Origin of the sequence: Mangrovimonas sp. CR14 (assembly GCF_011764015.1) — a bacterium.
In the GTDB taxonomy this organism is placed as follows: Bacteria; Bacteroidota; Bacteroidia; order Flavobacteriales; family Flavobacteriaceae; genus Mangrovimonas; species Mangrovimonas futianensis.
In genome coordinates, this window is sequence record NZ_JAAFZY010000002.1 from 579278 (window position 1) to 602616 (window position 23339).

Annotated in this window: 29 protein-coding genes and 1 riboswitch; of the genes, 9 read left to right on the top strand and 20 right to left on the bottom strand. The window is 37.3% G+C overall.

The genetic code is table 11. The features are described 5' to 3' along the window. Positions 1 to 25: 25 nt before the first annotated feature. The 4 genes from GZ212_RS05765 (at position 26) to GZ212_RS05780 (ending at position 2396) form a co-directional block, all read left to right on the top strand. Positions 26 to 589: a DNA-3-methyladenine glycosylase I gene (locus tag GZ212_RS05765; protein ID WP_166958057.1), complete on the top strand. Its 564-nt coding sequence runs from the start codon at positions 26 to 28 to the stop codon at positions 587 to 589. Between the two features lies 1 nt (position 590). Further along, on the top strand, positions 591 to 1370 hold the full coding sequence (locus GZ212_RS05770) for a threonine/serine exporter ThrE family protein (RefSeq protein ID WP_166958059.1): 780 nt from the start codon (positions 591 to 593) through the stop codon (positions 1368 to 1370). Between the two features lie 12 nt (positions 1371 to 1382). Beyond that, positions 1383 to 1883, top strand: a complete 501-nt coding sequence (locus GZ212_RS05775; protein ID WP_206080388.1) for a threonine/serine exporter family protein — start codon at positions 1383 to 1385, stop codon at positions 1881 to 1883. 66 nt (positions 1884 to 1949) lie between these two features. After that, complete coding sequence (locus GZ212_RS05780) at positions 1950 to 2396, top strand: hypothetical protein (protein WP_166958063.1); 447 nt, start codon at positions 1950 to 1952, stop codon at positions 2394 to 2396. Between the two features lie 209 nt (positions 2397 to 2605). Here GZ212_RS05780 and GZ212_RS05785 read toward each other — a convergent pair whose 3' ends face one another. The 7 genes from GZ212_RS05785 to GZ212_RS05815 all read right to left on the bottom strand — a co-directional run bounded on the left by GZ212_RS05785 (position 2606) and on the right by GZ212_RS05815 (position 8621). Further along, entirely contained in the window at positions 2606 to 3559 is a 954-nt protein-coding gene (locus GZ212_RS05785) for a Fic family protein (RefSeq protein ID WP_166958065.1), read from the bottom strand. Between the two features lie 187 nt (positions 3560 to 3746). Continuing rightward, positions 3747 to 4307 (bottom strand): hypothetical protein, encoded by a 561-nt coding sequence (locus GZ212_RS05790; protein WP_166958067.1) that lies wholly within the window; start codon positions 4305 to 4307, stop codon positions 3747 to 3749. Between the two features lie 146 nt (positions 4308 to 4453). Continuing rightward, positions 4454 to 4900 carry a hypothetical protein gene (locus tag GZ212_RS05795; protein WP_166958069.1) on the bottom strand — a complete coding sequence of 149 codons (447 nt, stop codon included), beginning with the start codon at positions 4898 to 4900 and terminating at the stop codon, positions 4454 to 4456. Between the two features lie 389 nt (positions 4901 to 5289). Next, positions 5290 to 5913 carry a leucyl/phenylalanyl-tRNA--protein transferase gene (aat, locus tag GZ212_RS05800; RefSeq protein ID WP_166958071.1) on the bottom strand — a complete coding sequence of 208 codons (624 nt, stop codon included), beginning with the start codon at positions 5911 to 5913 and terminating at the stop codon, positions 5290 to 5292. An 8-nt stretch (positions 5914 to 5921) separates the two neighbouring features. Further along, on the bottom strand, positions 5922 to 7298 hold the full coding sequence (locus GZ212_RS05805; protein ID WP_166958073.1) for a short-chain fatty acid transporter: 1377 nt from the start codon (positions 7296 to 7298) through the stop codon (positions 5922 to 5924). Between the two features lie 55 nt (positions 7299 to 7353). After that, entirely contained in the window at positions 7354 to 7731 is a 378-nt protein-coding gene (locus tag GZ212_RS05810) for a DUF3127 domain-containing protein (RefSeq protein WP_053971079.1), read from the bottom strand. A 20-nt stretch (positions 7732 to 7751) separates the two neighbouring features. Then, positions 7752 to 8621 (bottom strand): flavin reductase family protein, encoded by an 870-nt coding sequence (locus tag GZ212_RS05815; RefSeq protein WP_166958075.1) that lies wholly within the window; start codon positions 8619 to 8621, stop codon positions 7752 to 7754. 119 nt (positions 8622 to 8740) lie between these two features. Here GZ212_RS05815 and GZ212_RS05820 point away from each other — a divergent pair, with 119 nt between their 5' ends. Together GZ212_RS05820 and GZ212_RS05825 are read left to right on the top strand one after the other, a co-directional pair. Further along, the gene (locus GZ212_RS05820; protein ID WP_166958077.1) at positions 8741 to 9943 is read left to right on the top strand and encodes a PAS domain-containing sensor histidine kinase; all 1203 of its coding nucleotides are present in this window, start codon (positions 8741 to 8743) and stop codon (positions 9941 to 9943) included. 2 nt (positions 9944 to 9945) lie between these two features. Continuing rightward, positions 9946 to 10293, top strand: coding sequence for a hypothetical protein (locus GZ212_RS05825; RefSeq protein ID WP_166958079.1), 348 nt, complete (start codon positions 9946 to 9948; stop codon positions 10291 to 10293). Here the strand turns inward: GZ212_RS05825 and GZ212_RS05830 are convergent. Both GZ212_RS05830 and greA read right to left on the bottom strand, forming a co-directional pair. After that, entirely contained in the window at positions 10268 to 10657 is a 390-nt protein-coding gene (locus GZ212_RS05830; protein ID WP_166958081.1) for an HIT family protein, read from the bottom strand. The genes GZ212_RS05825 and GZ212_RS05830 overlap by 26 nt on opposite strands. An 84-nt stretch (positions 10658 to 10741) precedes the next feature. Further along, the gene (greA, locus tag GZ212_RS05835) at positions 10742 to 11215 is read right to left on the bottom strand and encodes a transcription elongation factor GreA (protein ID WP_053971075.1); all 474 of its coding nucleotides are present in this window, start codon (positions 11213 to 11215) and stop codon (positions 10742 to 10744) included. A 183-nt stretch (positions 11216 to 11398) separates the two neighbouring features. On the opposite strand from greA, the gene GZ212_RS05840 reads away from it, so the two are divergent. Then, positions 11399 to 11845 carry a hypothetical protein gene (locus GZ212_RS05840; RefSeq protein WP_166958083.1) on the top strand — a complete coding sequence of 149 codons (447 nt, stop codon included), beginning with the start codon at positions 11399 to 11401 and terminating at the stop codon, positions 11843 to 11845. Here GZ212_RS05840 and GZ212_RS05845 read toward each other — a convergent pair. From GZ212_RS05845 to GZ212_RS05890, 10 genes are all read right to left on the bottom strand, one after another. Further along, a complete protein-coding gene (locus GZ212_RS05845) occupies positions 11842 to 12189 on the bottom strand; it encodes a hypothetical protein (RefSeq protein ID WP_166958085.1) in 348 nt (115 codons plus the stop codon). The genes GZ212_RS05840 and GZ212_RS05845 overlap by 4 nt on opposite strands. Positions 12190 to 12220: 31 nt before the next feature. Continuing rightward, positions 12221 to 12826 carry a hypothetical protein gene (locus tag GZ212_RS05850; protein WP_166958087.1) on the bottom strand — a complete coding sequence of 202 codons (606 nt, stop codon included), beginning with the start codon at positions 12824 to 12826 and terminating at the stop codon, positions 12221 to 12223. Positions 12827 to 13037: 211 nt separating this feature from the next. Further along, on the bottom strand, positions 13038 to 15242 hold the full coding sequence (locus GZ212_RS05855; protein WP_166958089.1) for a TonB-dependent receptor: 2205 nt from the start codon (positions 15240 to 15242) through the stop codon (positions 13038 to 13040). 130 nt (positions 15243 to 15372) lie between these two features. Continuing rightward, positions 15373 to 15464: riboswitch (TPP riboswitch) on the bottom strand. 79 nt (positions 15465 to 15543) lie between these two features. Next, positions 15544 to 15948 carry an alternative ribosome rescue aminoacyl-tRNA hydrolase ArfB gene (gene arfB / locus GZ212_RS05860; RefSeq protein ID WP_053971070.1) on the bottom strand — a complete coding sequence of 135 codons (405 nt, stop codon included), beginning with the start codon at positions 15946 to 15948 and terminating at the stop codon, positions 15544 to 15546. Then, a complete protein-coding gene (locus GZ212_RS05865) occupies positions 15948 to 17507 on the bottom strand; it encodes a DUF4301 family protein (RefSeq protein WP_166958091.1) in 1560 nt (519 codons plus the stop codon). The genes arfB and GZ212_RS05865 overlap by 1 nt, the downstream gene beginning before the upstream one ends. Then, positions 17497 to 18069, bottom strand: a complete 573-nt coding sequence (locus tag GZ212_RS05870) for an AAA family ATPase (RefSeq protein ID WP_166958093.1) — start codon at positions 18067 to 18069, stop codon at positions 17497 to 17499. Before GZ212_RS05870 ends, GZ212_RS05865 begins: the two co-directional genes overlap by 11 nt. After that, complete coding sequence (pnuC, locus tag GZ212_RS05875; protein WP_166958095.1) at positions 18030 to 18662, bottom strand: nicotinamide riboside transporter PnuC; 633 nt, start codon at positions 18660 to 18662, stop codon at positions 18030 to 18032. Before pnuC ends, GZ212_RS05870 begins: the two co-directional genes overlap by 40 nt. Beyond that, positions 18646 to 18906 (bottom strand): thiamine-binding protein, encoded by a 261-nt coding sequence (locus tag GZ212_RS05880; protein WP_166958097.1) that lies wholly within the window; start codon positions 18904 to 18906, stop codon positions 18646 to 18648. Before GZ212_RS05880 ends, pnuC begins: the two co-directional genes overlap by 17 nt. Next, complete coding sequence (locus GZ212_RS05885; RefSeq protein ID WP_166958099.1) at positions 18906 to 19652, bottom strand: geranylgeranylglyceryl/heptaprenylglyceryl phosphate synthase; 747 nt, start codon at positions 19650 to 19652, stop codon at positions 18906 to 18908. The genes GZ212_RS05880 and GZ212_RS05885 overlap by 1 nt, the downstream gene beginning before the upstream one ends. Continuing rightward, entirely contained in the window at positions 19652 to 20278 is a 627-nt protein-coding gene (locus GZ212_RS05890; RefSeq protein ID WP_053971064.1) for a 4'-phosphopantetheinyl transferase superfamily protein, read from the bottom strand. The genes GZ212_RS05885 and GZ212_RS05890 overlap by 1 nt, the downstream gene beginning before the upstream one ends. A 63-nt stretch (positions 20279 to 20341) precedes the next feature. Here GZ212_RS05890 and ahcY point away from each other — a divergent pair, with 63 nt between their 5' ends. After that, the gene (ahcY, locus tag GZ212_RS05895; RefSeq protein ID WP_166958101.1) at positions 20342 to 21658 is read left to right on the top strand and encodes an adenosylhomocysteinase; all 1317 of its coding nucleotides are present in this window, start codon (positions 20342 to 20344) and stop codon (positions 21656 to 21658) included. Positions 21659 to 21775: 117 nt separating this feature from the next. Continuing rightward, positions 21776 to 22243 carry a very short patch repair endonuclease gene (locus GZ212_RS05900; protein WP_166958103.1) on the top strand — a complete coding sequence of 156 codons (468 nt, stop codon included), beginning with the start codon at positions 21776 to 21778 and terminating at the stop codon, positions 22241 to 22243. A gap of 128 nt (positions 22244 to 22371) precedes the next feature. Here GZ212_RS05900 and GZ212_RS05905 read toward each other — a convergent pair whose 3' ends face one another. Further along, the gene (locus GZ212_RS05905; protein WP_166958105.1) at positions 22372 to 23331 is read right to left on the bottom strand and encodes a metallophosphoesterase; all 960 of its coding nucleotides are present in this window, start codon (positions 23329 to 23331) and stop codon (positions 22372 to 22374) included. Positions 23332 to 23339: the final 8 nt, after the last annotated feature.

The following is a 23339-nucleotide window of genomic DNA, read 5'->3' on the forward strand; positions in this document are numbered from 1 at the left end:
TCTTAGTGTCTTAATTTGGCACAAAATGGCGAAACATAAATGTGGTTGGTGTGTAGGCGACGACCTCTATGAAGCTTACCATGATCAAGAATGGGGGGTTCCTGTTTATGACGACGAAACCCTTTTTGAATTCCTTGTTTTAGAAACCTTTCAAGCAGGTTTAAGTTGGATCACCATCCTAAGAAAACGCGACAACTTTAGAAAAGCCTTTGATGATTTTGACTATCATAAAATAGCGCAGTATTCAGAAGAAAAAATATTGGATCTCCTTCAAGATGCTGGCATCATTAGAAACAAACTAAAAGTACGCGCCACTGTGACCAATGCTCAGGCCTTCATGAAAGTCCAGGAAGAATTCGGGTCGTTTTCCAAATATATTTGGGGATTTGTAGATGGCAAACCCATTAAAAACAAACTGGATCATTACAAGTCAGCACCTGCTACCACACCACTCAGCGATGCCATAAGTAAAGATTTAAAGAAACGCGGGTTTAAGTTTGTTGGCTCTACCGTTATTTACGCCCACATGCAGGCTACAGGTATGGTCAATGACCATGAAGTGAATTGCTTTAGGTATCAAGAAGTTTAGTATGCAACAGGCTAGCAACAATAACGAGCATTTAAACGATCTAGGAGACCTCCTACTCGAGGTGGGGACCTTATTGATGAGTGCCGGGGCCAACACCAACAGGATTCGGGTGACCATGAAACGGATTGCCCAAAGCTATCACAACCAAGCCGAATTTCTCATAACCCATAGGGCCATCATGTTGACTATTTATGACGAAAAGGGCAAAACCTTTTTCAATCAAGTAAAGCAAACGTATGCCCAGGTCCCCGATTTCACTATGGTAAGCGGCATCAGTCGTTTAAGTTGGCACATAGTTGAAGAACAATTACCAATGGCTGAAGTTAGGAAAGAAATCGAACGTTTAAAATCCAAACCCAAATATCCTAGATGGGTGGTTTTAACAGCTGTGGCATTCGCCTGTAGTTCCTTTTGTAGGTTAGCGGGAGGCGATCCCCTTGAAATGGGAGCCGTCTTTATTGCAGCCATTACAGGTCTCTTTCTTAGACAGGAATTAACCAAGAAGAGCTTCAACCCTTATTTCACCGTATTTTTAGCGGCGTTCCTGTCCACAATAATCTCTGGAAGTCTTGGCTATTTTGGGCTTTATGAGCACGATAACATCACCTTAGTAACTTCCATTTTATATTTGATTCCTGGGATTCCATTAATTAATTCCATTTCTGATTTCTTAGATGGCTATTCCCTAAACGGATTGGTAAGAGCTGTAAACGGGTTTGTTATTTCCTTTGCCATTGCATCGGGATTATTGATAGCCTTATTAATCTATAATTTTGTATAACGGATGGACTGGATGCACTTTATAGAAAGTTGGTTTTGGTTTGGTTTTGCGGCCTTGGGATTTGCCATCTTGTTTAACGTTCCCAAAAGAACCCTAACTGCCATTTTTATGATGGGGGGATTTGGTGGTCTTGTCAAACTGTTATTCTTAGAATGGAATAACGGTGTTATTTTAGGCACTTTAATTGCCTCTATCTTTATTGGCTTTGTAAGTATTGCTGCTGCCCATTCCAAGCATTCCCCGCCTTTTGTTTTTGCCATTCCGGCTGTCATTCCTATGGTTCCCGGATCTTTTGCCTACCATACCATGAAGGGAATTATCAGGTTGGCTTACAACCAAACTCCTGAAGATTTTTTACCGTTGCTAAACGAGACTGTGACCAATGGCTTCAAGACCATGTTCATTCTATTGGCCATTGCTGTAGGGGTGTTTGCCCCTATGTTATTGACCGCAAGGGAATCAGCCAAACAAATAAAAATTCCTTTGTTTAGCCATGACAAAAATCAAGACTAAGGAAGCTTTTTTAACATTCATTTTTTTCGTACCTTAGAGATACTTCACAAACTAATTTATTTAAAAATGAGAACACTAATCTCCAGTCTGCTATTGGGTTTATTAGTCATATTTTCGTGTAACAACGATGACGATAGCAGCTCAAACAACACCCAAAATGAAATTGAAAATAATGTCACCGCTAGCACTTGGAAGATTACTAAGTTCATTGACTCGGGGGATAACGAAACTGCCAATTTCTCGGGATATAACTTCAACTTTATGAGCAATGGAAGTGTTAGCGCCACCAACGGAACCAATACTTATGATGGGACTTGGAGCATCACAGATAGTAATAGCAACGATGACAGTCCCGACGATTTGCATTTCAATCTGCATTTCAACTTGACCAACAATTTTGAAGACTTGAATGATGACTGGGACTTTATATCCCAATCTTCAACCAAAATTGAATTGATTGACGTTAGTGGTGGTAATGGCGGTACGGATTATTTGACTTTTGAGAAGAATTAAGACTTAACCCACTTAATGACCTGTTGAAATCTGCTTTCCGATATCGCGGATTTACAATCCGTGATTCTTCCACAAACATCCCAATCACTTCTTCCACTTAAATTTAAACCCACAAGTAACAAAAATCCCAATCACTACCCAAACATAAATGTCCTCTCATAATATGTCATCAAGTCTTAGGGGCCCCTTCAATTCTTGGTTAATGCCGCTTATTTTTTGCGATACTTTGTTTTATTTTTCTCTCCTCTTTTTTCGAATAATTTTAATTCCACACCTTTTTTTAAATCCCTACTAGCAGTCGCAGAAGAAATATCCTTAAAAACATCCATGTAATCTTTTCTCGTAAATTCCGTTTTGTTCAAAGAAGTAAAATACTCCAACCGATCCTTTTCGGTGAATGTTCGGTTATTAAAATCCAATAATTCGCTTATTGAAATATCAATAACGTTTAGCATGTATTCTATAAATCTTGTTGATTCCCCAGATTTATCACTTTCGGCCAACACTTTATAATAGCTCTCTTGGTCATTACTAATTAAAGTTTCAAAAGGTAAAAATTCAAAAACGGGATATTTTTCCATTAAAATTAAAGTCTGCCACAATCTTCCCATTCTACCATTTCCATCCAAAAATGGATGTATAAATTCCATTTCGTAATGAAAGACGCAACTTTTAATTAGTTCAATTTCGTCTGACTTTTGCAAGTATTGAAAAAGGTTTTTCATTAAAAACGGAACATTTTCAAATGGAGGTGCCAAATGTTCTACTTTTGACCCCTTAACAATTCCCACACTTTGATTTCTGTATTTCCCCCCATTTTCAATGAGACCTTCCATTAAGTTTTGATGGGCTTTTAAAAAAGATTTTTCATTGGAAGGATTATATGCTTCTAAGTTCTCATAAATTTTAATCGCATTTAAAACTTCAATAACATCTTTCTTGGGACCGATTACTCTTTTGTTTTCAAGCAGTGCTGTAATTTGTTCTTCAGTAAGCGTGTTTCCTTCAATTTTTAGAGAAGAATGAATGGTTTTTATTCTGTTCTGCTTTCTCAGTTTAGGGGAAGGTTTGTTTAATAAATTAGCATTTACCTCCCCTATTTTTTCAGAAATAGAAGTTATTAATTTTAAAATAGAAGATGTTATATCGTAAGGTGGCTTCATTTATGATAGTATCATATGATACTATCAAAGATACAATCATTTAAACGAACGTATTGATTGAAATGGAACTTTTTTATTCATGAAAACAAATTCCTATGCTACCGCACAAGTCTTTTTGTGTGGTTTCCGAACGTTGAACAACCATACAATAGGGATTGGTTCTAAAGTAGTTGGAACACTTCCGCCATTACCCAATACCTCCATCTTCAACATATACATTTACTACTGTATTGTTTTTGACTATGTAAATTAATGCAAGCATGTGGCTTACTTCTACAAGATTCCCATTTAATATATCATCATAAGTCTTGCCCCTTAAGTCGTTGACGGTATTTTCAAAATATATTATTTGTACAAAAAATATACTTTCATCCCTTTTAGAAACAAAGATTAACTTATTCTCCTCATTGTTAAATTTATAAGATTCAATCGGTTTTGTTTCTATTTCCAAACGATCATTCCTAGCTTGGGCAAAATCTTTCTCATCCCAATCAAGCTCAGCAAACACAGAATCTTTAACAGCTAAAGAATAAGTAGTCGTCTCTCCTAAAACTTTTTTATAATAAAAATTAAATTCTAAATCAAATCCATTTTCTATTATCGGATAATCAAGGTTCAATGTATGTCCATATTTTTTATCCGAAATATTATTCCCTTCTAAAAGATAATCCATAATACTCTTTTCTCTCTTTTCACAAGAAAAACTAAGTATAAAAAGTGGTAAGCATAAAATTAATCTTCTAATCATAACCTCTGGATCATTTGCATTGATATTATAGCAATTTGCTCCTTGTCGCCACCCAATTTACTGGATTTGAAATCTGTAAATTTAACCGATATCGCGGATTTGCAATCCGTGATTCTGACTCAGCCGGCACAAATGTGTTAAGAAACTCATTTATCTATAACATAAACCGGTTTGGAAACATAAAAATATTTTGTCAAAACTCGTAAAGGAGAATCTTCTAAAAAATATACTTCGTCCCTAAAAAGTCCCTCAAGATAACATTTACCTACAGTTGGGAATTTTTGTTCAAAATGTATAATATAATTATTGTTATCTATATCAGATTTTCTCGGATAAAAACTATCCTTCGCCACCGTTTTTAATAATTCTTCTATATTATTGGTTACAAAGCTTTTATTCTTTCTAGTGTAGAATGTAATCATCCTTAATGTATCTTCACCCTCAAATAGTTTCTTGGTAATTGTATCAAATCTATTATAATACTTTACAAATCCTTTATTGGTTGAATTTACAGTAACCGTATCCGGAAAATATAAATCCATATAATTCTCCTTTAAACCCTTTATTTCAGCCGAAACATTCGGCTCCTTCATGTTCTTTTTACAAGAAAACAAACAAGTAAGAAATAATAAAACGAATAAACATCTCATGTTAATACTCAATATCGTGATTCTACCTCAACTACCACAAACATCCTACCCATATCCTCCACTTAAATTCAAACCCACAAGTAACAAAAATCCCAATCACTACCCAAACATAAATGTCCTCCCCAATACCTAAATCTGTATAGCCATTTTAGGACGGCCTAGTTTGTATTGTCCTAAAATAGCTATACACAAAACCACGTATATGGAAGAGGCCTTTCGGAATAAAGGATCCAATTCGGCATAAATGGCAAAAACAAGACAGCCAAACCAAAGACAGCTGCATCCCTCCAATCCACCACAGGAAGGTTTGACTTTTCAACCATGCAATATGCTTACAGGCAACTCAAAAACACCTCCCGGGCCATATCCTCGGCACCCAAACTAGCCAAATGATCGGTATGCACCTGGCAATCGATAAGCCGATAGTCATAATCCTGAACCAATCTAATAAACCCCACCTTGCTGGCGTTACTCACCTTGGCAAACATACTCTCCCCACAAAACACACCCTTGCCCAAATCAACCCCATACAAACCACCCACCAGTTCGTTGTTTTCCCAAACCTCCACCGATTTGGCAAATCCATATTGGTGGAGCTTCACATAGGCTTGAATCATATCCTGGGTAATCCAGGTACTATCCTGACCTTTCCGATGGATGTTGGCGCAGTTCTCAATCACTGCTCTAAAATCTTGATTGTAAGTAACCCGGAATTGGTTACTTCTCAAAACCTGTTTCATGCTTTTGGAAACCTTCAACTTTTTAGGAAACAACACAAACCGTGGATCAGGACACCACCAAAGGATGGTCTGCCCCTCCTCAAACCAAGGAAAAACACCTTTGCCATAAGCTTCCAAAAGTCGGTTTACCGACAGCTCACCACCAAGGGCCACCACACCTTCCATGGCGGTTTGTGGGATTTCAGGAAAGGGAACATTCGGCTCTAAATATATCATAACCTATCTTAAAAAATGAGCAATCCTAAAACAAAAACCGCTATCCCAACCACCATCATGATCAAGGTGTAGGGTAAAATTTCCTTAGCCTTTAGCTTGGTAATCCCCAATAGGGGCAACGCCCAAAACGGCTGTAACATATTCGTGATTTGATCTCCATAAGCCAAGGCCATGATGGCTTTGGGAAGTGGTACCCCCAATTTCAAGGCCGATTCAATGACAATAGGGCCTTGAATAGCCCATTGTCCGCCTCCACTGGGAACAAAGATATTGACCAACCCGGCACTAAAAAAAGTAAAAATGGGAAGGGTTGTAGCATTAGCGATGGACACAAAAAAATCAGAAACCATGACCACCATACCCGTTTCCTTCATTATTCCCATAATTCCAAAATACAAAGGAAACTGTATCAATATTCCAGAAGTATCCTTGATAGCTTCTTCTAGAGCAGCAAGAAAATTATGAAAATTACCGTGCATCAAAATTGCCAATCCCAACATGAAAAAATTCAACATATTGGGTGTGATTTGCAAGGTCATAAAAGCATCCCAATATTGATATAAAAGAGCTCCTAAAATAATGAGTCCGAAAACCCAAGCCATTATTTTTGAAATTTCAAGTAGTTCTGCTCCCTCCAATTTTTGATTTTCTTTTGTATGAAACTTGTAAACTTCTAAAGACGGCACTTTCATAGAAGTAGACTTAGATACTTTGACAAGAACCCACGGAATCAATACCAATAAAACACCAATGAGTATCAAGTTCCACCAACTGAAAACCGTTTCATTAAAATTGATACTATTAGGCAATTTGGCAAGAACCTCCTCGGAAGCTATTTGAGACATTAAAGAATTCAAGTGTCCCGTCTCAGCTACTTTTATGGGTGCCGAACCACTTATCCCTCCATGCCACACCATTAGACCCACATAGCCACAAGCACCAATTAACGGATAATTGATAGGGGTTTGATTTTCTGCTGCCTGTTCTCCTACCTTTCGAGCCAAAATGGCTCCAAAAATAAGTCCGAGACCCCAATTAAAAAAGGCCACCAACATGGTACTGACACTTACCAAAACGATAGCTTTGGTCGTGGTATTAGCATATTGGGTCAACTTTAGAATAAGCTGGTTCATTGGTTTACTAAGAACCAACACATGCCCAAGAACCAAAATAAGCATCATTTGATAGGCAAAAACCAAAAGGGCATTATTCCAGATACCATTCTCCCAAAAAGAAAGCACTTGAAGAAACGACTTCCCATCAGCACCCCCCGGTGAAAAAATAAAACCGAGAGCTATAGTCAGCAAAGTAAGCAAAACAGCTATGGTAAAAGGTGAAGGCAAAAACCTCTTAAAAACAGTCTCTATGGTTTGGGTAATATTCATAAAAAAGCCTGTTAATTAACTTAACAGGCTCAATTTAATCTTTTAATCTCTTTTATTAAAATGGTAAATCGTCGTGATCTTCATCATTTAAATCATTGGCTGGTTCAAAAGCCTCAGCTGGCGGCATAGGTGGCATATTTCCATTTGAAGCATCCGCTTGTAGCGCTTCAATTCTCCATCCTTGAATCGAGTTAAAATATTTAGTCTCTCCTTGTGGATTCACCCATTCTCTTCCTCTTAAATTGATGCTAACTTTCACCTGTTGTCCTACTTGAAATGTATTCAACAAATCCGTTTTATCTTGAACAAACTCAATCATGATGTGCTGCGGATATTGCTCTTCTGTAGTTACAACTACCTCACGCTTTCTAAAACCATTACTTCCAAACGATTGCGTGTCTCCAATCAATTTAATTCTTCCTTGTACTTCCATTTTCTAATTCAATTTACTAATTACGATAATAATATTTTCCAGGCGCTTTCTACATCGCCATAACTTAAATAATTTTGTGCCAACTTATGTTTCTCCCTGTTGGTAGCGGTCTTCACATTGGGGTGTTTCTCTGCTAATTGAGACACAAAGGTCTTCACCTCATCTTGCGATGGTAAGGTTTCTACATTGCCTAACATTCCCAAATCATTACCCGTTAGCACCATGCTATTCCTAATGGCTTCAGGCATACTATCCACTCCTATGCCCAAGGTAGTCAAAGGTTTTGGAATTTCAAAAAAGCCAGTCTTGGCTCTACTGTAATAACTTCCACCGGCACGAGAAACCAAATCTAATTTCTCCTGAACAATCATGCCATGATCATCCAGCACATCCTTGTCTAAATGCAGCTTGATCACCTCACAGATAATTAAATTTCCAGCACCACCTTCAGTCCCCAATTTGATAATATCATTGACCTTGCACTCAAATTGCACAGGCGATTCTGCGACTCTATAAGGTTTCACCAAATCAGATGGAACCATAGTCAATCCCGCTTTGTCAAATTCATTGACCCCATCAGGATATTCCGTACTGCTCAAAGACATTTGGTGAACCAAATCATAGTTCACCACATTGATAACCACCTCTCTCGTTGCTTCAGCATTCTCCAAAGTGTGCTTAGTGGTATTATCCCTAACTCTTCGAGCCGGCGAAAATACCAAAATTGGCGGATTCGAGCTAAACACATTAAAGAAACTAAACGGAGACAAGTTTGGATTTCCGCTTTCATCCACGGTACTTGCAAAAGCTATAGGCCTAGGCGCAACAGCACTCTGTAAATAAGCCTGCAATTTGGCTGTAGGCAATTCCTGAGGTTCGTATGAGGTCATTAAGTTTCCAATTTGTACAAATGTAACCAATTAGCATTTCAACAAAAAATGATTTGAAGTAGGACTTGTACAATATTATTAACAGAATTACATTATATTTCAAGAACAAAATAAGTCGCATGCTTTTTTCAAAATACCCCAATGTCATGAGATGGGTCATGGTGTTCCTCTCTTTTGTCATTATATCCCTCATTTTGTGGAATACCTATGTATTTTTTCAAAACTTCAAGGAAGAAGAGCGCACCAAAATGGAAAACTGGTCCTTTGCCCAAAAGGAGTATTTGAGGATTTTAGACAACCTTTCCATAGATAACGACTTCAATCCAAAGGATCTAGACCTTATCTTGAAAATACTAGGAAGCAATACCACCACACCTATGATTGTGGCCGACCAAGATTTAAATGTGGTAACTTTTAGTAACATTGGAGAAAGCAAAGTGACCGACTCCACCTTTGTAAGCAAGAAAGACTCGTTGTTTGTGATGAACAATGCCAAACAACTCATTGAGCAATTCAGCAATGAAAACAAACCCATTGCCATTATCAATGAAAACCAAACACTCTACTACGGAAATTCACCATTACTCAATAAACTCAAATATTATCCGCTTGCGCTTATTTTGATTATCGTCCTGTTTAGCGCTGTGGTTTATTTCTTTTATAGAAGCTCCAAGATAGCGACCCAGAACAAACTCTGGTCTGGTATGGCCAAGGAAACAGCACATCAAATAGGAACGCCTTTGTCCTCATTGATTGGTTGGACCGAAATATTAAAATCTGAAAACACCAACCCCGAGTACATCGTAGAAATTGAGAAAGACATTAGCAGGCTGCAAACCATTACCGAACGCTTCAGCAAAATAGGCTCTGTGCCCACCTTGCAAAAAGCTGATATTGTCAAGGAAACTATTGAGTCTTATGACTATCTGAAGGCACGTTCCTCTAATCTGGTGGAATTTGAACTTGAGACCCCTCAAGAAGAAATTTTTGTGCTTTTAAACCAGCAACTTTATAGTTGGACCATAGAAAACTTAGTCAAAAATGCCATTGACGCCATGAAGGGTAAGGGAAAACTATCGGTACGGATTACGCATTTGGAAGACGAAGTAAAAATTCAAGTAAAAGATACCGGAAAAGGTCTCCATAAAAACCAATTTAAAAGTATATTTGAACCTGGTTTCACCACCAAAAAAAGAGGCTGGGGACTAGGTCTGTCTCTGGCAAAGCGCATTATTGAAGACTTTCACAGTGGCAAGATTAAAGTTTTACATTCTGAAATAGGAAAAGGAACCACCATGCAAATCATCTTAAAAACCATCTAAATATGGACGTTAAGTACATTACGGTTAAGGAAGCTGCCCTGAACAACAATTGTCCGGAATGCTTCAACAATCAAGGGCTCAACTTGACTTTCAAACAGAAGTTTGTGGAGAATAAATTCTATAAGTCTTTAACCGAAGAGACCATTCAAGAAATTGAATGCCGTGTGTGCAACACTATGATTTACCCTGTAAGATGGACAGAAGATATTGAGCGTGTTTTTAAGTATCACCAAAAAGCTTTTATCCCAAAAACCAAGTCCATGAAGTTAAAGAAACTGTCTTGGGTTCTGATAATCTCCTCAATCATATTACTGGCGCTTCTTATTACAGCTGCGCTCTTATGGCTTTAGCAACAGCTTCAAAGTCCTCAGGCGTGTGAGCGGACTTTGTAATAAAACGGGCATCGTCCATGGAGGTCAACGGAATGAGATGCACATGAACATGAGGTACTTCCAACCCAATTACAGTCATACCCACCCGTTTACATGGCACAGCCTTTTCAATGGCCAAAGCCACGGTCCTTGAAAAAGCCATCAAACCCATATAGGTTTCCTTATCCAAGTCAAAGAGTTTATCCACCTCCTTTTTAGGAATACAAAGGGTATGTCCCTTGGCATTGGGATTAATATCCAGAAACGCCAAAAAGTCATCGGTTTCTGCAATTTTGTAACATGGGATTTCTCCGTTGATAATTTTAGTAAAAATGGATGCCATGGGTATGTGTTTTGAGTACTAAAGATAAAAAGAAAATTCCTGCCTAAAGTCATCTAAGCAGGAATCTTTATAGGTTGTAAAATCTTATCGGCTGATTTCTAAGATGTCAAATTTCATGATTCCATTAGGCACCTGAATTTCGGCTACATCACCAACAGATTTACCAAGCAAACCTTTCCCAATTGGGGAATTCACAGAAATTTTTCCAGTTTTTAAATCGGCTTCACTTTCTGCCACCAACGTATAGGTCATTTCCATACCATTGGTCTGGTTTTTTAATTTCACCTTAGACAATACCAATACTTTAGAAGTATCCAATTGTGATTCGTCAATCAGTCTCGCATTGGCCAGCGTCTCTTCCATTTTGGATATTTTCATTTCCAAAAGTCCTTGCGCTTCCTTGGCGGCATCATATTCGGCATTCTCACTTAAGTCTCCCTTATCTCTTGCATCTGCAATAGCTTGGGAGGCCTTTGGACGTTCTATATCTTTTAATTGGTTTAACTCGTCTCGTAACTTTTTTAATCCTTCTGCCGTGTAATAAGATACTTTACTCATAACTTCATCGTTTTTAAATTATAATTAGCGCTTGTTTGTGTACAAAAAGCCCGTCCAAAAAATTCCTGAAGACGGGACATAAACGCAAAAAATCCCGTTCTCACGAGATTGTCCTACAAATATACAAAATATTTATGTCTCTGTGCTTTTTGTTGTAAATTGTGCCTAAAAATTGAAGAAAAAATGAAATCCTTTAAACTCCTCATAATCTTGGCGGTTACCGTGCTGTTTTCATGTAATAAGGATGATGATGACAACAACAGAAACCCTTATTTACCCAACGTGTCTTTTGACACTGGAAATATGATCAACACCAATTTACCCCAGTATAGTGATTTGAATTTTACTGGCAACCACAAGGTGGTTCCTGGAGAAGGTGTGGGTATAAGAGGTATTGTTGTATATAATACGGGTAGTGGCTATACCGCTTTTGAAATTGCAGATCCCAATCATACCCTTCAAACTTGCTCTACACTTACTGTAGATGGCATTATTGCCTCTTGCAATTGTGATGATGGCAACTCCTATGACATTGTTACGGGCAGCCCTCAAGAAGGTACCAACGGCCCCTATGCGCTTTTAAATTACCGGGTACAAGTTTCTGGTAGCATCATTAGGGTTTATAACTAATTGCACTTATCATAAACCTTAATTCTTAAATGGGTTTTAGGAAACCGAATGGGCTTCATTTTTACTTCATCTTCGCGTGAGATTGACATAGCACCCTCATCAAAAAGAAACTTGGGGCGCTCCCTCATGAATATTAAATCGTTAGACGTAGCAGTCTCAAAATTGGCTTGTGATGATAACACAAAACCGTTAAGTATGATTTGCTTTTTGGATGGAGAAGAACTGAACAATCCCAATGAGCCATCTTTTGTCTCTAAGCTTAATAGGGAATAGCCTGAGATATCAGTTTGGGCATTTAAACTGAAACAAGATAGAATAAAAAGAATACTTAAATGACATCCCATAATTCACAACTACAAAAACCTAAGATACATTTTATTCTGTTGAAGCTTCCTCTTCTGGCCAAGAATCCAACATGTCTAAGTTCAAATAATAGATTTGAATGTTCTTATTTGAATCTTTTAATTGTTGATTTGAGGTTTCTAAAACTTTCCTGTTTTTTTTACTTCCCATGAATTTAGCCCAAAGAACTATAGCTATATTTTGATTCTCTGGAAAACGAACTGATTCTCCATGCTGATCAATTATAAAACCCTCTAATTGCGATATGCTTTTTGCATTAAATTGAAGCATACTATCCTCAAAAATCATGTCGTAATAGTTCGTAGCTAAACCCTCGTCTTTTTTCTTAACCAAACACATCTGTGTTTCTTCCACAAAACCGCCTTTTTTATTAAACAGATACGTATCTGGCAATCTAAATAAAGAATCTCGGAATATAGCTAAATCATTATAGCCATAATAACCAGACAAATAGAGGCTATTAGCAAACCCTATAGGCAATGATTCTTTTTGAATATATTGTTCAAGGGAATGAATACTTTCAACTTTAGGTTTCTTTATACCTGCAACGGTTCTCAAAACCGGTTGGCAACTCAAAAAAACTAAAATCATTACCAGAATACTAAATTTTCTTATCATAATATTTAAAAATATATTCCTTACTAATCCAGCCTTCGAAATAAATGCAAGACTTGAAACTTTCTAAATTGGGCCAACCTATGGAAATTAAAACCCAACAAAAAATGTAATAATTTTTAAATCTATTTTATTGAATTAAAAAAGCCAAGGAAATCCTTGGCTTTTTTTAAGACTAATAGATTCTGAAACAAGTTCAGAATGACAATTCCCTTTAAAAATTCAGTGTCACTCCCACTAAAAAGTTAGCCGTAGCTTGTGGGTAATATCCCGCACCTTCAATGGTTGTAATTTGATTGGGATTACTCCAAGTATCATCATAGGTATAGTAATACCCATTTGATATGTATTTGGTATTGAAAATGTTATTGGCCAAACCAGTAATTACAATACTATCAAATACCAACTTGGTTTTAATCTCATAAGTAACACTAAAATCGTTTACAAAATAGCTGTCCAACTTCGATCTTTCGGCATCTGTATTCCCCATATATTGCTCACCTACATATTTACTCAACAAGGTCATTTGTAGATTCTTCAAAGGTGTCACAATAATGGCATTTCCAGCAATCAACTCGGGAGAAAACGAAATATTTGTTTTTCCTAAATTCACCAATTCGCCATCCAAAGATGTGACAAACTCCTTATTTTTATTGGTGCTTAACGTGATATTTGGCTGCACTGTTAATACATCATTAATTCTTACCGCAGCTTCCACCTCAAGTCCCAAACGGTAGCTCTCACCACTGTTGTCACGTAAAGGGCTACCCACATCATCCAACTCACCCGTAAGCACCAGTTGTTCATTGTACATCATGTAATAGCCATTAACATTTAACCTGAAATTTTTATTGTTATGTCTCCAACCCAATTCAAAATCGTTTAAGCGCTCTGGTTGCACGTCTGGGTTTCCTTTAAAATCATCTCTATTAGGTTCTCTATTGGCTCTAGCATAGGAGAAATAGAGGTTATTCATTTGGTTTAGCTCATAGGTCAATCCCAACTTCGGGTTGAAAAACGTATAGTTTTTATCGACTACAAAAGGCACCAAATCAGATGAAATTCCAGAAGTCTCATAGGCCACATTTCTAACTTGGAAATCGGCAAAAAGACTCCAATGGCTATCAAAGCGCAAGTTAGCCTTGGCAAAACCACTTAAATCCTGTTTCTTTCCAACGCCATCATAGTAGCGGTCACGTATTTCACTTTGGCTCGCGTAACGTGCCCAAATGATTTCCCCAAAATGATCCCCTTCATAATAGCTATAAGATCCTCCAAAGATCACATCCATAAAATCGTCTTTGTAATTGGCATTCGCATTGACCACATAAAAGTCGTTATCCAACCATCTGCGACGAATCAAATCGGTAGTATTGATTGTTTCCCCACCAATCACAATCTCTTCCAAATCGTAATCCGAAAAACTTTCGTCCTCTTTATATTGCTCAAAATACCCTCTTCCGTAGGTATAATTCAACCCCACATTGGTTGACCAACGGTTGCTGTATTTTTGGTTCCAATGCAATTGGTAATGATCTTGTTGATAGTGGTCAATTTCATTATCGTAAAATTGCATGTTACCTTCTTCGTCATAATACATTCCTGCCGTGTTAAAAGTTCTATCATTTTCCAGCTTGTCCAAATCTTCCAGTCCGTTCCAGCTTTGATAAGTGATTTCCTTACCACCAAACATAACCACCTTAATTAGTGTTTGATCACTCACATAGGAGCCTTGAACAAAATAAGATTTCAAATCGGACGAAGCCCTGTCAATATAGCCATCGGACTTGATTTGCGAAAGCCGGCCCGCAATTTCAAAATGATCATTCATCAGTCCGGTGCTGTATTTTAAAGTGTGCTTACGGGTATTATAACTTCCAAAGGAATTGGAAATTTGTCCGCTAGACTCTTTTGAAACGGCATCAGTAAGCACGTTGATACTCGCCCCAAAAGCTCCTGAACCATTTGTGGAGGTACCAACCCCACGTTGTAGTTGCAAACTTTCTACTGAAGAAGCAAAATCTCCTAAATTCACCCAGAAGGTTCCTAATGATTCTGCATCATTGTAGGGAATCCCGTTAATGGTCACATTAGTAGATTGGGAACTCACCCCACGAACACGAATGCCCGTATACCCCACACCTGCACCAGCATCTGAAGTAGTCACTACCGAAGGTAAAAAGTTTAACAAGACTGGAATGTCTTGACCTAAATTTCGCTTTTCCAATTCTTCACCCGTGACATTGGAATGGGTAATAGGAGATGTAGCATTGACCCTTACGGCCTTTACCAATACCTCATCCAGGCTTTCCAGTTTGGTTGAATCTTGGGTTGTTTCTGATGGATTCTCCTGCGACCACCCTGTCGTGGCAGTTATTAATAGCCCTAGGAGAACACTTGATTTGAATAAAATTTTCATTCGTTAAAATAAATTTTAGCGAATAAAAAGAGGCAATTATTCTTTGTTGTTAAATGATTTATTTTGAGCGTTAAAAGCAGTAAAAAAGCAAAGCTTTTTTTGATACTCACTAAAAACATCTACTAGATGTTTTCTTAACGTTCGTAGTCCCTAAACAGCATTACCTGTTCTAGGTTCATTGGGTATGATCTCAGCCGATATTAGGCACCCCTTTATGAGAACGGCGCAAAATTAATGAAGAATTAACAATTAACAAGGAAAAAACAGAAAAGATACCCCAAATTTGAAATATGAACCACCTTTATATTTCAGGCGGCTTTCTATTGGCCTTTTTATCAGATTGTTTGCGTTTATTATCCAGCCGTTTTCTTTTAACAGACGCTGGAATTTTAGTAGGTTTTCTTTTTTTAGGCTTCTTGAATGCCTGCTGAATCATTGCCAAAAAGCGTTCAATCACCAACTGTTTATTTTTATGTTGGCTTCTACTTTCATCACATTGAAGAATCAAAACCCCTTCATTACTGATCTTATTCTGAAGTTTTTCAAACAAGCTTTGTTTTTGCTCTTCATTCAAAGCCAAAGAAGCTTCCACATCAAAACGCAATTCTACCTTACTGGATACCTTGTTGACATTCTGTCCACCAGCACCCGAACTCCTCATGGCTGAAAATTGCAATTCTGATATGAGAGCTTCCTCTTGTACCATTACCCCTTAATTTGATGGGTGGTTTTTAACAAATCATTGACCGTTTTCACGGGATTAAAAGTTATTAAAGGAACCTCAACAAAAATGGTATTCCAAAAAGCCATACTGCCGTTCCAAAGTCCGGGCAATTCCAAGGCCTTTAAATCTTTACCTTGTTTGGTTTTTTTAGTGATAAAAGCCGCTTGATGGTCTACATATTGGGTTAAATCAAATTTGTTGCCTTGGTAATCCTTAACGCCACAAACGATATCCACAGGATTAAAATGAGTAGCATTTTTCAATATGCTTTTTTGCTTCTTATTCTTCAAGTTGATTTGTGCCGATTCCACAATTTGAAGAGAAACGTTCGCAAATTCATCCTTCACCCAAAATGGACCACCTCCCGGTTCCCCTTCATTTTTGACCATGCCACAGACTCTCAAAGGTCTATTTAATTTGTCTCTCAAATAGGCTATTTGATATTTGGTTTTATATTTTTCAAATTCTGGAGAGATTCTCACATTTAAGTGCTGTGAAAGAAAAGCCGCCACCTCTTCTATTTCTGATTCAGATAACTGATGGTCATCCATTTGCTTTAAATACTCAAAAGCTTGTTGCTGGACCTCGATAAGAATCCCCGCCAACATCTTTTTATATTTGGCTACATCTTCTTTGTACTTATAAACCACCACATTATCTATGTTTTTCATAAAGATAATATTAGCTTCCAAATCATTGAGGTTCTCAATCAATGCGCCATGACCTGATGGCCTGAACAGCAAAGAACCGTCTTCATTTCTAAACGGTTTGTCCTTTGGCGTAACGGCAATAGTATCAGTAGATTGCTTTTGATAGGAAAAGGAAATATCAAATTTAGATCCCGTCTTTCCTTCAACTTTTTCTTCAATACGGTCAAATTCCTTTTTAAACTTATCCTGATGGTTTTCAGATATCGTAAAATGGATTTGAGTGGTACTATTGGAAGGTGCATAAAGCGCCGTTTCAAATAGATGCTCTTCAAAGGCCGTAGAAATCACCTGATTTTTATATTCATGAAATGGCAACAACCCTTTTGGACAATCACCATAATTTAACATTTGGGGATCCAACATCGCCTTAACAAACAGATAGGATCGCTCATTGATGTTTTTGCTTTCCAAGTCTGGATATGCCTTTTGGAGCTCCTCCATAACTTCATAATAGAATGGAAACTTTTCTAAACCGATAAAGAATAAATTTAAGTCCTTAGTGTCATGATTGTTGACATAAGAATTAAGACTTTCTTTCTCGGGATTGTATTCATCCAAGAACTGGAAAAGGAATTTAAACATTCTGGTCGCGGCTCCAGATGCCGGAACAAACTTTACAATGTCCAATTTATTTTTATCCGCCTCAAATTTTTCAATGGCTTTAGCCTCTTCTACTTCTGAAAGTCGCAAAATACCGTTATCTATAGTAGCCGCTTCTACCAAGTTTGAAAACGGAAGTCCGCTTTTAAATAACTCTATTTGTTCATTGACTTTTTCTTCGGTTAAGCCTTTACTTTTAATTTGTTTAAGATCTTTATTTTTAAATGCCATACGTTTTTGATAAAAGTTTATCGATTTGTTTTACTGCTTCATTAAATCGGGTAGCTTGATCCCCTTTGAGTAAAACAAAAGGTCTTTTGTGATTGATTAATGCTTGTTGAAATGTTTGAAACATTTCTTCTCTTTCATTGGGTTTATCTCTAATATTATCAGCAACCCAAGGAAGGTCAATATAGGTTAAAAAATACAAATCATAGGTGTTTTCTAGAGCGAATTTCTGCACGGGGTCTGGACAAAACCCTGAATAATACCACTCGCTATACACCTTCGTCTCTAACAAATCGGTATCACAAATAAGGAGTCTTTCTACTTGTTTAGATAATTTATTTTCCTCCTTCATTTGCCCAAATGCTATAGGAAGGACATCTTTTTCAGATAGTGTTTCTCCCAATTGCCACTTTTCCTCAGCATAAATACGCGAATATTCTTGAACCCATTTAGTTTGATAATGGCTTGCCAATCGTTCAGCCAACGTACTTTTACCTGTTGATTCGGGACCAAACAGGACTACTTTTATGATATTTCGGGATTGCTGTTTAAGCTTTTCTTCCATGCCTTATAACCGTAAATGGCGATGATGGTAAACAATAGATACTGAAATGATGTAAAGATAAGGCCTTTATAAAAATATAAGGGCACCGATATCACATCACCTATAATCCAATAGGTCCAGTTTTCTAGCTTCTTCTTAGCCATAAGCCACATGCCCACAAAGAATATTGCCGTAGTGAGTGTATCCACATAGGCTGTCCAGTGGTTAAATTTATCATTGACGGCGTAAACCACAATTATAAAAATGATGGTAAGAATAAATATAATGACACTCCAGAGCTGCTCCTTTTTGCTGGTTTTGGTGACAGGCACTTCTTGATTGTTCCCGTCCTTCCGAGTCCAGTAATACCATCCATAAATACTCATAGAAAAGTAATAGGCATTGATAAGCATATCTCCCAGTAATCCAAAAACCCATAAGATGTAAACAAACAGAGCTGTACTTATGATACCGGTAGGATAAACCAAAATATTCTCCTTTTTGGAATACCACACACTCAAAAACCCAAAGACAACCCCAATAAGTTCTAAAACAACTAAATGAGTATCTACGCCTTCATATTGCGCAAAAAACCAATCAAAAATGTGGTTCATAGTCGTAGCGGTCTGACTTAACAATTTTCATATATAACAAGCCACGTTCTATAAGTTCAAAAGCTTCTTTGATTTCAACAGTCAAAACTCGCATTACTGCATCATAATCGCCGTAAACTTGTGTGCTCAATGGATTTTCCAAAACCTTAAGCTCTGATTCCCTTAATTTCTTGATAAAATGAATGATAGATGGCTCATAGTTATCCTGAATAGGCGTCAATGTTAATTCTACTGATATTTTCATTATATATGTTTTAATTTGGGTTCTAATTTTAGTTCTTCAAAAAAGGATTCATCTTCCTCAAACGCGGTACCGATAACAATCATATCGGCTCCAGCACCATAGGCAAGTTCCATTTGTTGCATGCTTCTTATACCGCCACCAACAATTAATGGAATTTTAAGTTCCATTCGTACTGCTTCAATCACATCATTGGCTACAGGTTGTTGTGCACCACTTCCGGCTTCCAAATAAATCAATTGCTTGCCCATCAACTCTCCCGCTTTGGCTGTATGTGCAATCAACTCCACTTCAGTCTTACTGATTGGTTTGGTGCCTGTGACTCTTTCTACAGCCGTTTCTTTCCCATTTTCAATCAAAATATAGCCAGTAGGTATAACTTCCAATTGCGTCTCTTTCAAAATAGGAATGGCTTGCACATGTTTTTCTATCAAATAATCTGGGTTTCTTCCCGAGATTAAACTCAAGAATAATAAAGCATCTGCTTCAGAAGTAATTTGGTTCACATCCCCTGGAAAAATCACTATGGGTAAATTAGTATGCTTTTTTATTTCGACTACCAACTTTTCAGTTTGGTCTACTGCTACGGTACTTCCACCTACAAAAACATACTGAATTACGGAAGAATTCACCTTTTTCAGAAACTCAGGAACGGTTTCCAACTTTACCTTATCAGGATCCATTAAAACTGCAAGTAGTTTTTCTCCCTTATCAATGGATTGCTTTATGTGAGAATAGACCGATTTCATTATGGAATGGCATAAGCAAAGGTAAATCCCTCAAATTCTAAAAATCCTGACTGATATGATGATTTTGAACCTTGATAATCTATCCAAGCTTTAGTACCCGCTTCTTCCATTGTAAATGGAATCACCAGAGTATGCTGCAAAAAGCTTAGACCCGGTGTTGCGAATAATTTATAAAGCGATTCCTTGATGCACCAAATAACCGTAAGCTTATTAATGTATTCTGGGTCTTCTTCTTTTAAATACAGAAATTCATAGTCCAAAAACTTTTGGGCAATCACTCCTATTTTTTCCCGTTGCTTTTCAATATCGATTCCAATCACATCATCACTTACTGCAACAGCTGAGAAGGTAAAAGAATGGGTAATAGAAATATGCTTCCCATCCGTTAAATGAGGCTTGCCATTATCATCATAATACAAGTCTTCATCGGTATAGCCAAATTCGGCCAGCAAGTGTCTTACGCTTAAAAAACCACGTTGATGCAGTTCACTTTTCATACCCAAAACCCGTGTTTCACAAACAGGTCTCAAAATCACATCCTGCTTCAAATAGTCGTATGACTCAGTGATTTTCCAAATTTTAATGGTGGTATTGGGGTTGGGATTAAGTGTTTTATACAGTGGCATTTAAAATTCTAAAACTTATTATTTATCTTTGCGGTCTAAAATTTTGAATGTAAATATACAACTATGAGCACAAAAACAATTCCTTACGTACCATATAAAGTGAAAGATATTTCATTGGCAGATTGGGGAAGAAAAGAAATAGAATTGGCTGAGGCTGAAATGCCTGGATTAATGAGTTTGAGAGAAGAGTATGGTGCACAACAACCTTTAAAAGGCGCTAGAATTGCTGGATGTTTGCATATGACCATTCAAACAGCTGTACTTATTGAAACATTGGTAGCCCTTGGTGCTGAAGTAACTTGGAGCTCTTGTAACATATTCTCTACACAAGATCATGCCGCTGCTGCCATTGCTGCTGCTGGAATTCCTGTTTACGCCTGGAAAGGTATGAACGAAGAAGAATTTGACTGGTGTATTGAACAAACTTTATTCTTTGGAGAAGAAAGACAACCTCTAAATATGATTTTGGATGACGGTGGAGATTTAACCAATATGGTTTTAGACCAATATCCTGAATTAGCCGCTGGTATCAAGGGACTTTCAGAAGAAACTACTACTGGAGTTCACCGTTTGTATGAGCGTATGGAAAATGGCACATTACCTATGCCAGCCATTAATGTAAACGACTCTGTAACCAAATCGAAGTTTGACAACAAATATGGCTGTAGAGAAAGTGCTGTGGATGCTATTCGTCGTGCTACTGATGTCATGTTGGCTGGAAAGCGTGTTGTGGTTTGTGGATATGGTGATGTAGGTAAAGGAACTGCAGCTTCTTTTAGAGGAGCTGGAAGTATTGTTACCGTGACTGAAATCGATCCAATTTGTGCCTTACAAGCAGCTATGGATGGTTATGAAGTAAAACGTTTGGAGTCTGTAGTTGGGAAAGCGGATGTTGTAATCACGACCACAGGAAACAAAGACATCGTTCGCGGTGAGCATTTTGAAGCTATGAAAGACAAAACCATCGTTTGTAATATCGGGCATTTTGATAATGAAATTGATGTAGCTTGGTTAAAAAACAATCATGGTAGCACCAAAGTTGAAATCAAACCTCAAGTAGATAAATACACGGTTAATGGAAACGATATTATCCTATTGGCTGAAGGTCGCTTGGTAAATCTTGGTTGTGCTACGGGTCACCCAAGTTTTGTAATGAGTAATTCATTCACCAACCAAACTTTGGCACAAATAGAACTTTGGAATTACAGCGACAAATACGGAAATGAAGTTTATATGCTTCCTAAGCATTTGGATGAAAAAGTAGCCAAACTGCACTTGGAAAAAATTGGCGTTGAGTTGACTGAATTGAAGCCAGATCAAGCCAAATATATTGGTGTTAAGGTAGAAGGACCATACAAGCCAGAATACTACAGATATTAATAAGACCGCTAGCGCTTCTAGAACATCTAGATCGCTTCGCTTTTAGATATTAAGATGAACCCTTGCAGTGATGTGAGGGTTTTCTTTTGGCTCAAAAATTGCTTAAATTACCAGCACATGGCATATCAAGAAGTCAAAATAAAAGTGCCTCGATTTAATGAGGAATCTGGGTTCTATACCACTGAAAAACGCTCCAAGATGATGGGCAAAATTCGTGGGAAGAACACCAAACCAGAAATGCTATTCCGAAAAGCACTTTGGAAAAAAGGTATTCGATATCGCTTAAACAACAAACTTCCTGGTAACCCAGACATCTCTATTAAAAAATACAAACTTGCCATTTTTATTGATGGCGAATTTTGGCATGGGTATGATTGGGACGAAAGAAAACAAACTATCAAATCAAATCGGGAGTTTTGGATTCCAAAAATAGAGCGAAACATGCAACGGGACCGTGAAGTGAATCGGGCGCTTGCTGAAAAAGGATTTACCGTCTTCCGGTTTTGGAGCCACGAGATCAAACGTGAATTAAAAACGTGCCTCAATGATATCTTGATTTACATTGAAACTGGCCGAATCTGGTAAAAAAATCCCCTTCAATTTATGAAGGGGAGTGTAAATGGAAACTATTTCCAATTATATTGTTGTCATATCAAAACCATCTGTCTCTTTGGCTCCTAGATTATGAGTTTTCACGTATAATATTATAGAAATTACAGTTCAATCTCTGTTTTATACATAATCTCTCCTTTCCAATTAACAGCTTGAACCAACATTTTTGAAGGCAATAAACTAACTATTAAAAATCCTTGTTCAGATTTAGAAAACTTCGTGAAATTTGACTCTCCCGTAGGTCGAACATCAGAACCTGCACCCGAAATAAAATGATGGGTGTACACACCCTTTGGTTTTAAATGCTGTATATCATGCTCATGACCTGCAAAATAAACAGGCACTTTATTAGTTTCGAAAAGAGCCTCTAAATGATATCTTACATAAGGTTTGTCATCTACTCGTTTACCGGAAGTGTATAATGGATGATGTCCAATAACTATATTCCAGTCGGCGGTAGAATTTTTCAATGTTTCTTCTAACCATTTCTTTTGTTTTAAGGAATCTTGAGTTTTTACTTGTTGATATTTTTCCTCATGATAATAATCGTCTTCAAAAGGGTTGGTATCTAAAAATAAAAATTTTGCTCGGGTTTTATCATCCTCTAAAGTCTTCTCAAATTCATAATAATGATCGGGCATATTCCATCTTTGACTTACCTGAGAATAATCTAACTGAGCTTGGTAATTTCCTCTGTAACCATGATTTCCCAAAATAACATACCACGGACAAAATAAATTAGACCCGTAATAAATGTCTTCAAAACTACTCTTAATAAAAGGGTCGTTTACAGAAGCGATTCCATCGGGGTAAAAATTATCCCCCACAGAAATGATGAATTCAGGTTCCAATATAAATCCAGCTTGTTGCATTATATCAGCCACCTCTACCTGTTTAAAATGACCATTTCTACCCCAATCACCAATAACATAAAAATGAAATGCCTCTTTTTCTACTTGAAGTTGATTTAAATTGGCATTTTCATTTTGATTATAGTACTTCCTCTGAGCCTGAATCTGACAAACAGTTAAGACCAAAATAAAAAATAAAATTCTGTGCATGTTTTTAG

What these genes read in the sequence shown, in the direction of transcription:
- GZ212_RS05810 (WP_053971079.1), bottom strand. Translation starts at nt 7,731, where the DNA reads ATGGAAGTACAAGGAAGAATTAAATTGATTGGAGACACGCAATCGTTT.
- GZ212_RS05840 (WP_166958083.1), top strand. Translation starts at nt 11,399, where the DNA reads ATGAAATCCTTTAAACTCCTCATAATCTTGGCGGTTACCGTGCTGTTT.
- GZ212_RS05825 (WP_166958079.1), top strand. Translation starts at nt 9,946, where the DNA reads ATGGACGTTAAGTACATTACGGTTAAGGAAGCTGCCCTGAACAACAAT.
- GZ212_RS05870 (WP_166958093.1), bottom strand. Translation starts at nt 18,069, where the DNA reads ATGGAAGAAAAGCTTAAACAGCAATCCCGAAATATCATAAAAGTAGTC.
- GZ212_RS05805 (WP_166958073.1), bottom strand. Translation starts at nt 7,298, where the DNA reads ATGAATATTACCCAAACCATAGAGACTGTTTTTAAGAGGTTTTTGCCT.
- GZ212_RS05790 (WP_166958067.1), bottom strand. Translation starts at nt 4,307, where the DNA reads ATGATTAGAAGATTAATTTTATGCTTACCACTTTTTATACTTAGTTTT.
- GZ212_RS05775 (WP_206080388.1), top strand. Translation starts at nt 1,383, where the DNA reads ATGCACTTTATAGAAAGTTGGTTTTGGTTTGGTTTTGCGGCCTTGGGA.
- GZ212_RS05765 (WP_166958057.1), top strand. Translation starts at nt 26, where the DNA reads ATGGCGAAACATAAATGTGGTTGGTGTGTAGGCGACGACCTCTATGAA.
- GZ212_RS05880 (WP_166958097.1), bottom strand. Translation starts at nt 18,906, where the DNA reads ATGAAAATATCAGTAGAATTAACATTGACGCCTATTCAGGATAACTAT.
- GZ212_RS05815 (WP_166958075.1), bottom strand. Translation starts at nt 8,621, where the DNA reads ATGACCTCATACGAACCTCAGGAATTGCCTACAGCCAAATTGCAGGCT.
- GZ212_RS05865 (WP_166958091.1), bottom strand. Translation starts at nt 17,507, where the DNA reads ATGGCATTTAAAAATAAAGATCTTAAACAAATTAAAAGTAAAGGCTTA.
- GZ212_RS05780 (WP_166958063.1), top strand. Translation starts at nt 1,950, where the DNA reads ATGAGAACACTAATCTCCAGTCTGCTATTGGGTTTATTAGTCATATTT.
- greA (WP_053971075.1), bottom strand. Translation starts at nt 11,215, where the DNA reads ATGAGTAAAGTATCTTATTACACGGCAGAAGGATTAAAAAAGTTACGA.
- GZ212_RS05885 (WP_166958099.1), bottom strand. Translation starts at nt 19,652, where the DNA reads ATGAAATCGGTCTATTCTCACATAAAGCAATCCATTGATAAGGGAGAA.
- GZ212_RS05850 (WP_166958087.1), bottom strand. Translation starts at nt 12,826, where the DNA reads ATGATAAGAAAATTTAGTATTCTGGTAATGATTTTAGTTTTTTTGAGT.
- arfB (WP_053971070.1), bottom strand. Translation starts at nt 15,948, where the DNA reads ATGGTACAAGAGGAAGCTCTCATATCAGAATTGCAATTTTCAGCCATG.
- GZ212_RS05830 (WP_166958081.1), bottom strand. Translation starts at nt 10,657, where the DNA reads ATGGCATCCATTTTTACTAAAATTATCAACGGAGAAATCCCATGTTAC.
- pnuC (WP_166958095.1), bottom strand. Translation starts at nt 18,662, where the DNA reads ATGAACCACATTTTTGATTGGTTTTTTGCGCAATATGAAGGCGTAGAT.
- GZ212_RS05900 (WP_166958103.1), top strand. Translation starts at nt 21,776, where the DNA reads ATGGCATATCAAGAAGTCAAAATAAAAGTGCCTCGATTTAATGAGGAA.
- GZ212_RS05820 (WP_166958077.1), top strand. Translation starts at nt 8,741, where the DNA reads ATGCTTTTTTCAAAATACCCCAATGTCATGAGATGGGTCATGGTGTTC.
- GZ212_RS05770 (WP_166958059.1), top strand. Translation starts at nt 591, where the DNA reads ATGCAACAGGCTAGCAACAATAACGAGCATTTAAACGATCTAGGAGAC.
- ahcY (WP_166958101.1), top strand. Translation starts at nt 20,342, where the DNA reads ATGAGCACAAAAACAATTCCTTACGTACCATATAAAGTGAAAGATATT.
- GZ212_RS05845 (WP_166958085.1), bottom strand. Translation starts at nt 12,189, where the DNA reads ATGGGATGTCATTTAAGTATTCTTTTTATTCTATCTTGTTTCAGTTTA.
- GZ212_RS05890 (WP_053971064.1), bottom strand. Translation starts at nt 20,278, where the DNA reads ATGCCACTGTATAAAACACTTAATCCCAACCCCAATACCACCATTAAA.
- GZ212_RS05795 (WP_166958069.1), bottom strand. Translation starts at nt 4,900, where the DNA reads ATGAAGGAGCCGAATGTTTCGGCTGAAATAAAGGGTTTAAAGGAGAAT.
- GZ212_RS05785 (WP_166958065.1), bottom strand. Translation starts at nt 3,559, where the DNA reads ATGAAGCCACCTTACGATATAACATCTTCTATTTTAAAATTAATAACT.
- GZ212_RS05905 (WP_166958105.1), bottom strand. Translation starts at nt 23,331, where the DNA reads ATGCACAGAATTTTATTTTTTATTTTGGTCTTAACTGTTTGTCAGATT.
- aat (WP_166958071.1), bottom strand. Translation starts at nt 5,913, where the DNA reads ATGATATATTTAGAGCCGAATGTTCCCTTTCCTGAAATCCCACAAACC.
- GZ212_RS05855 (WP_166958089.1), bottom strand. Translation starts at nt 15,242, where the DNA reads ATGAAAATTTTATTCAAATCAAGTGTTCTCCTAGGGCTATTAATAACT.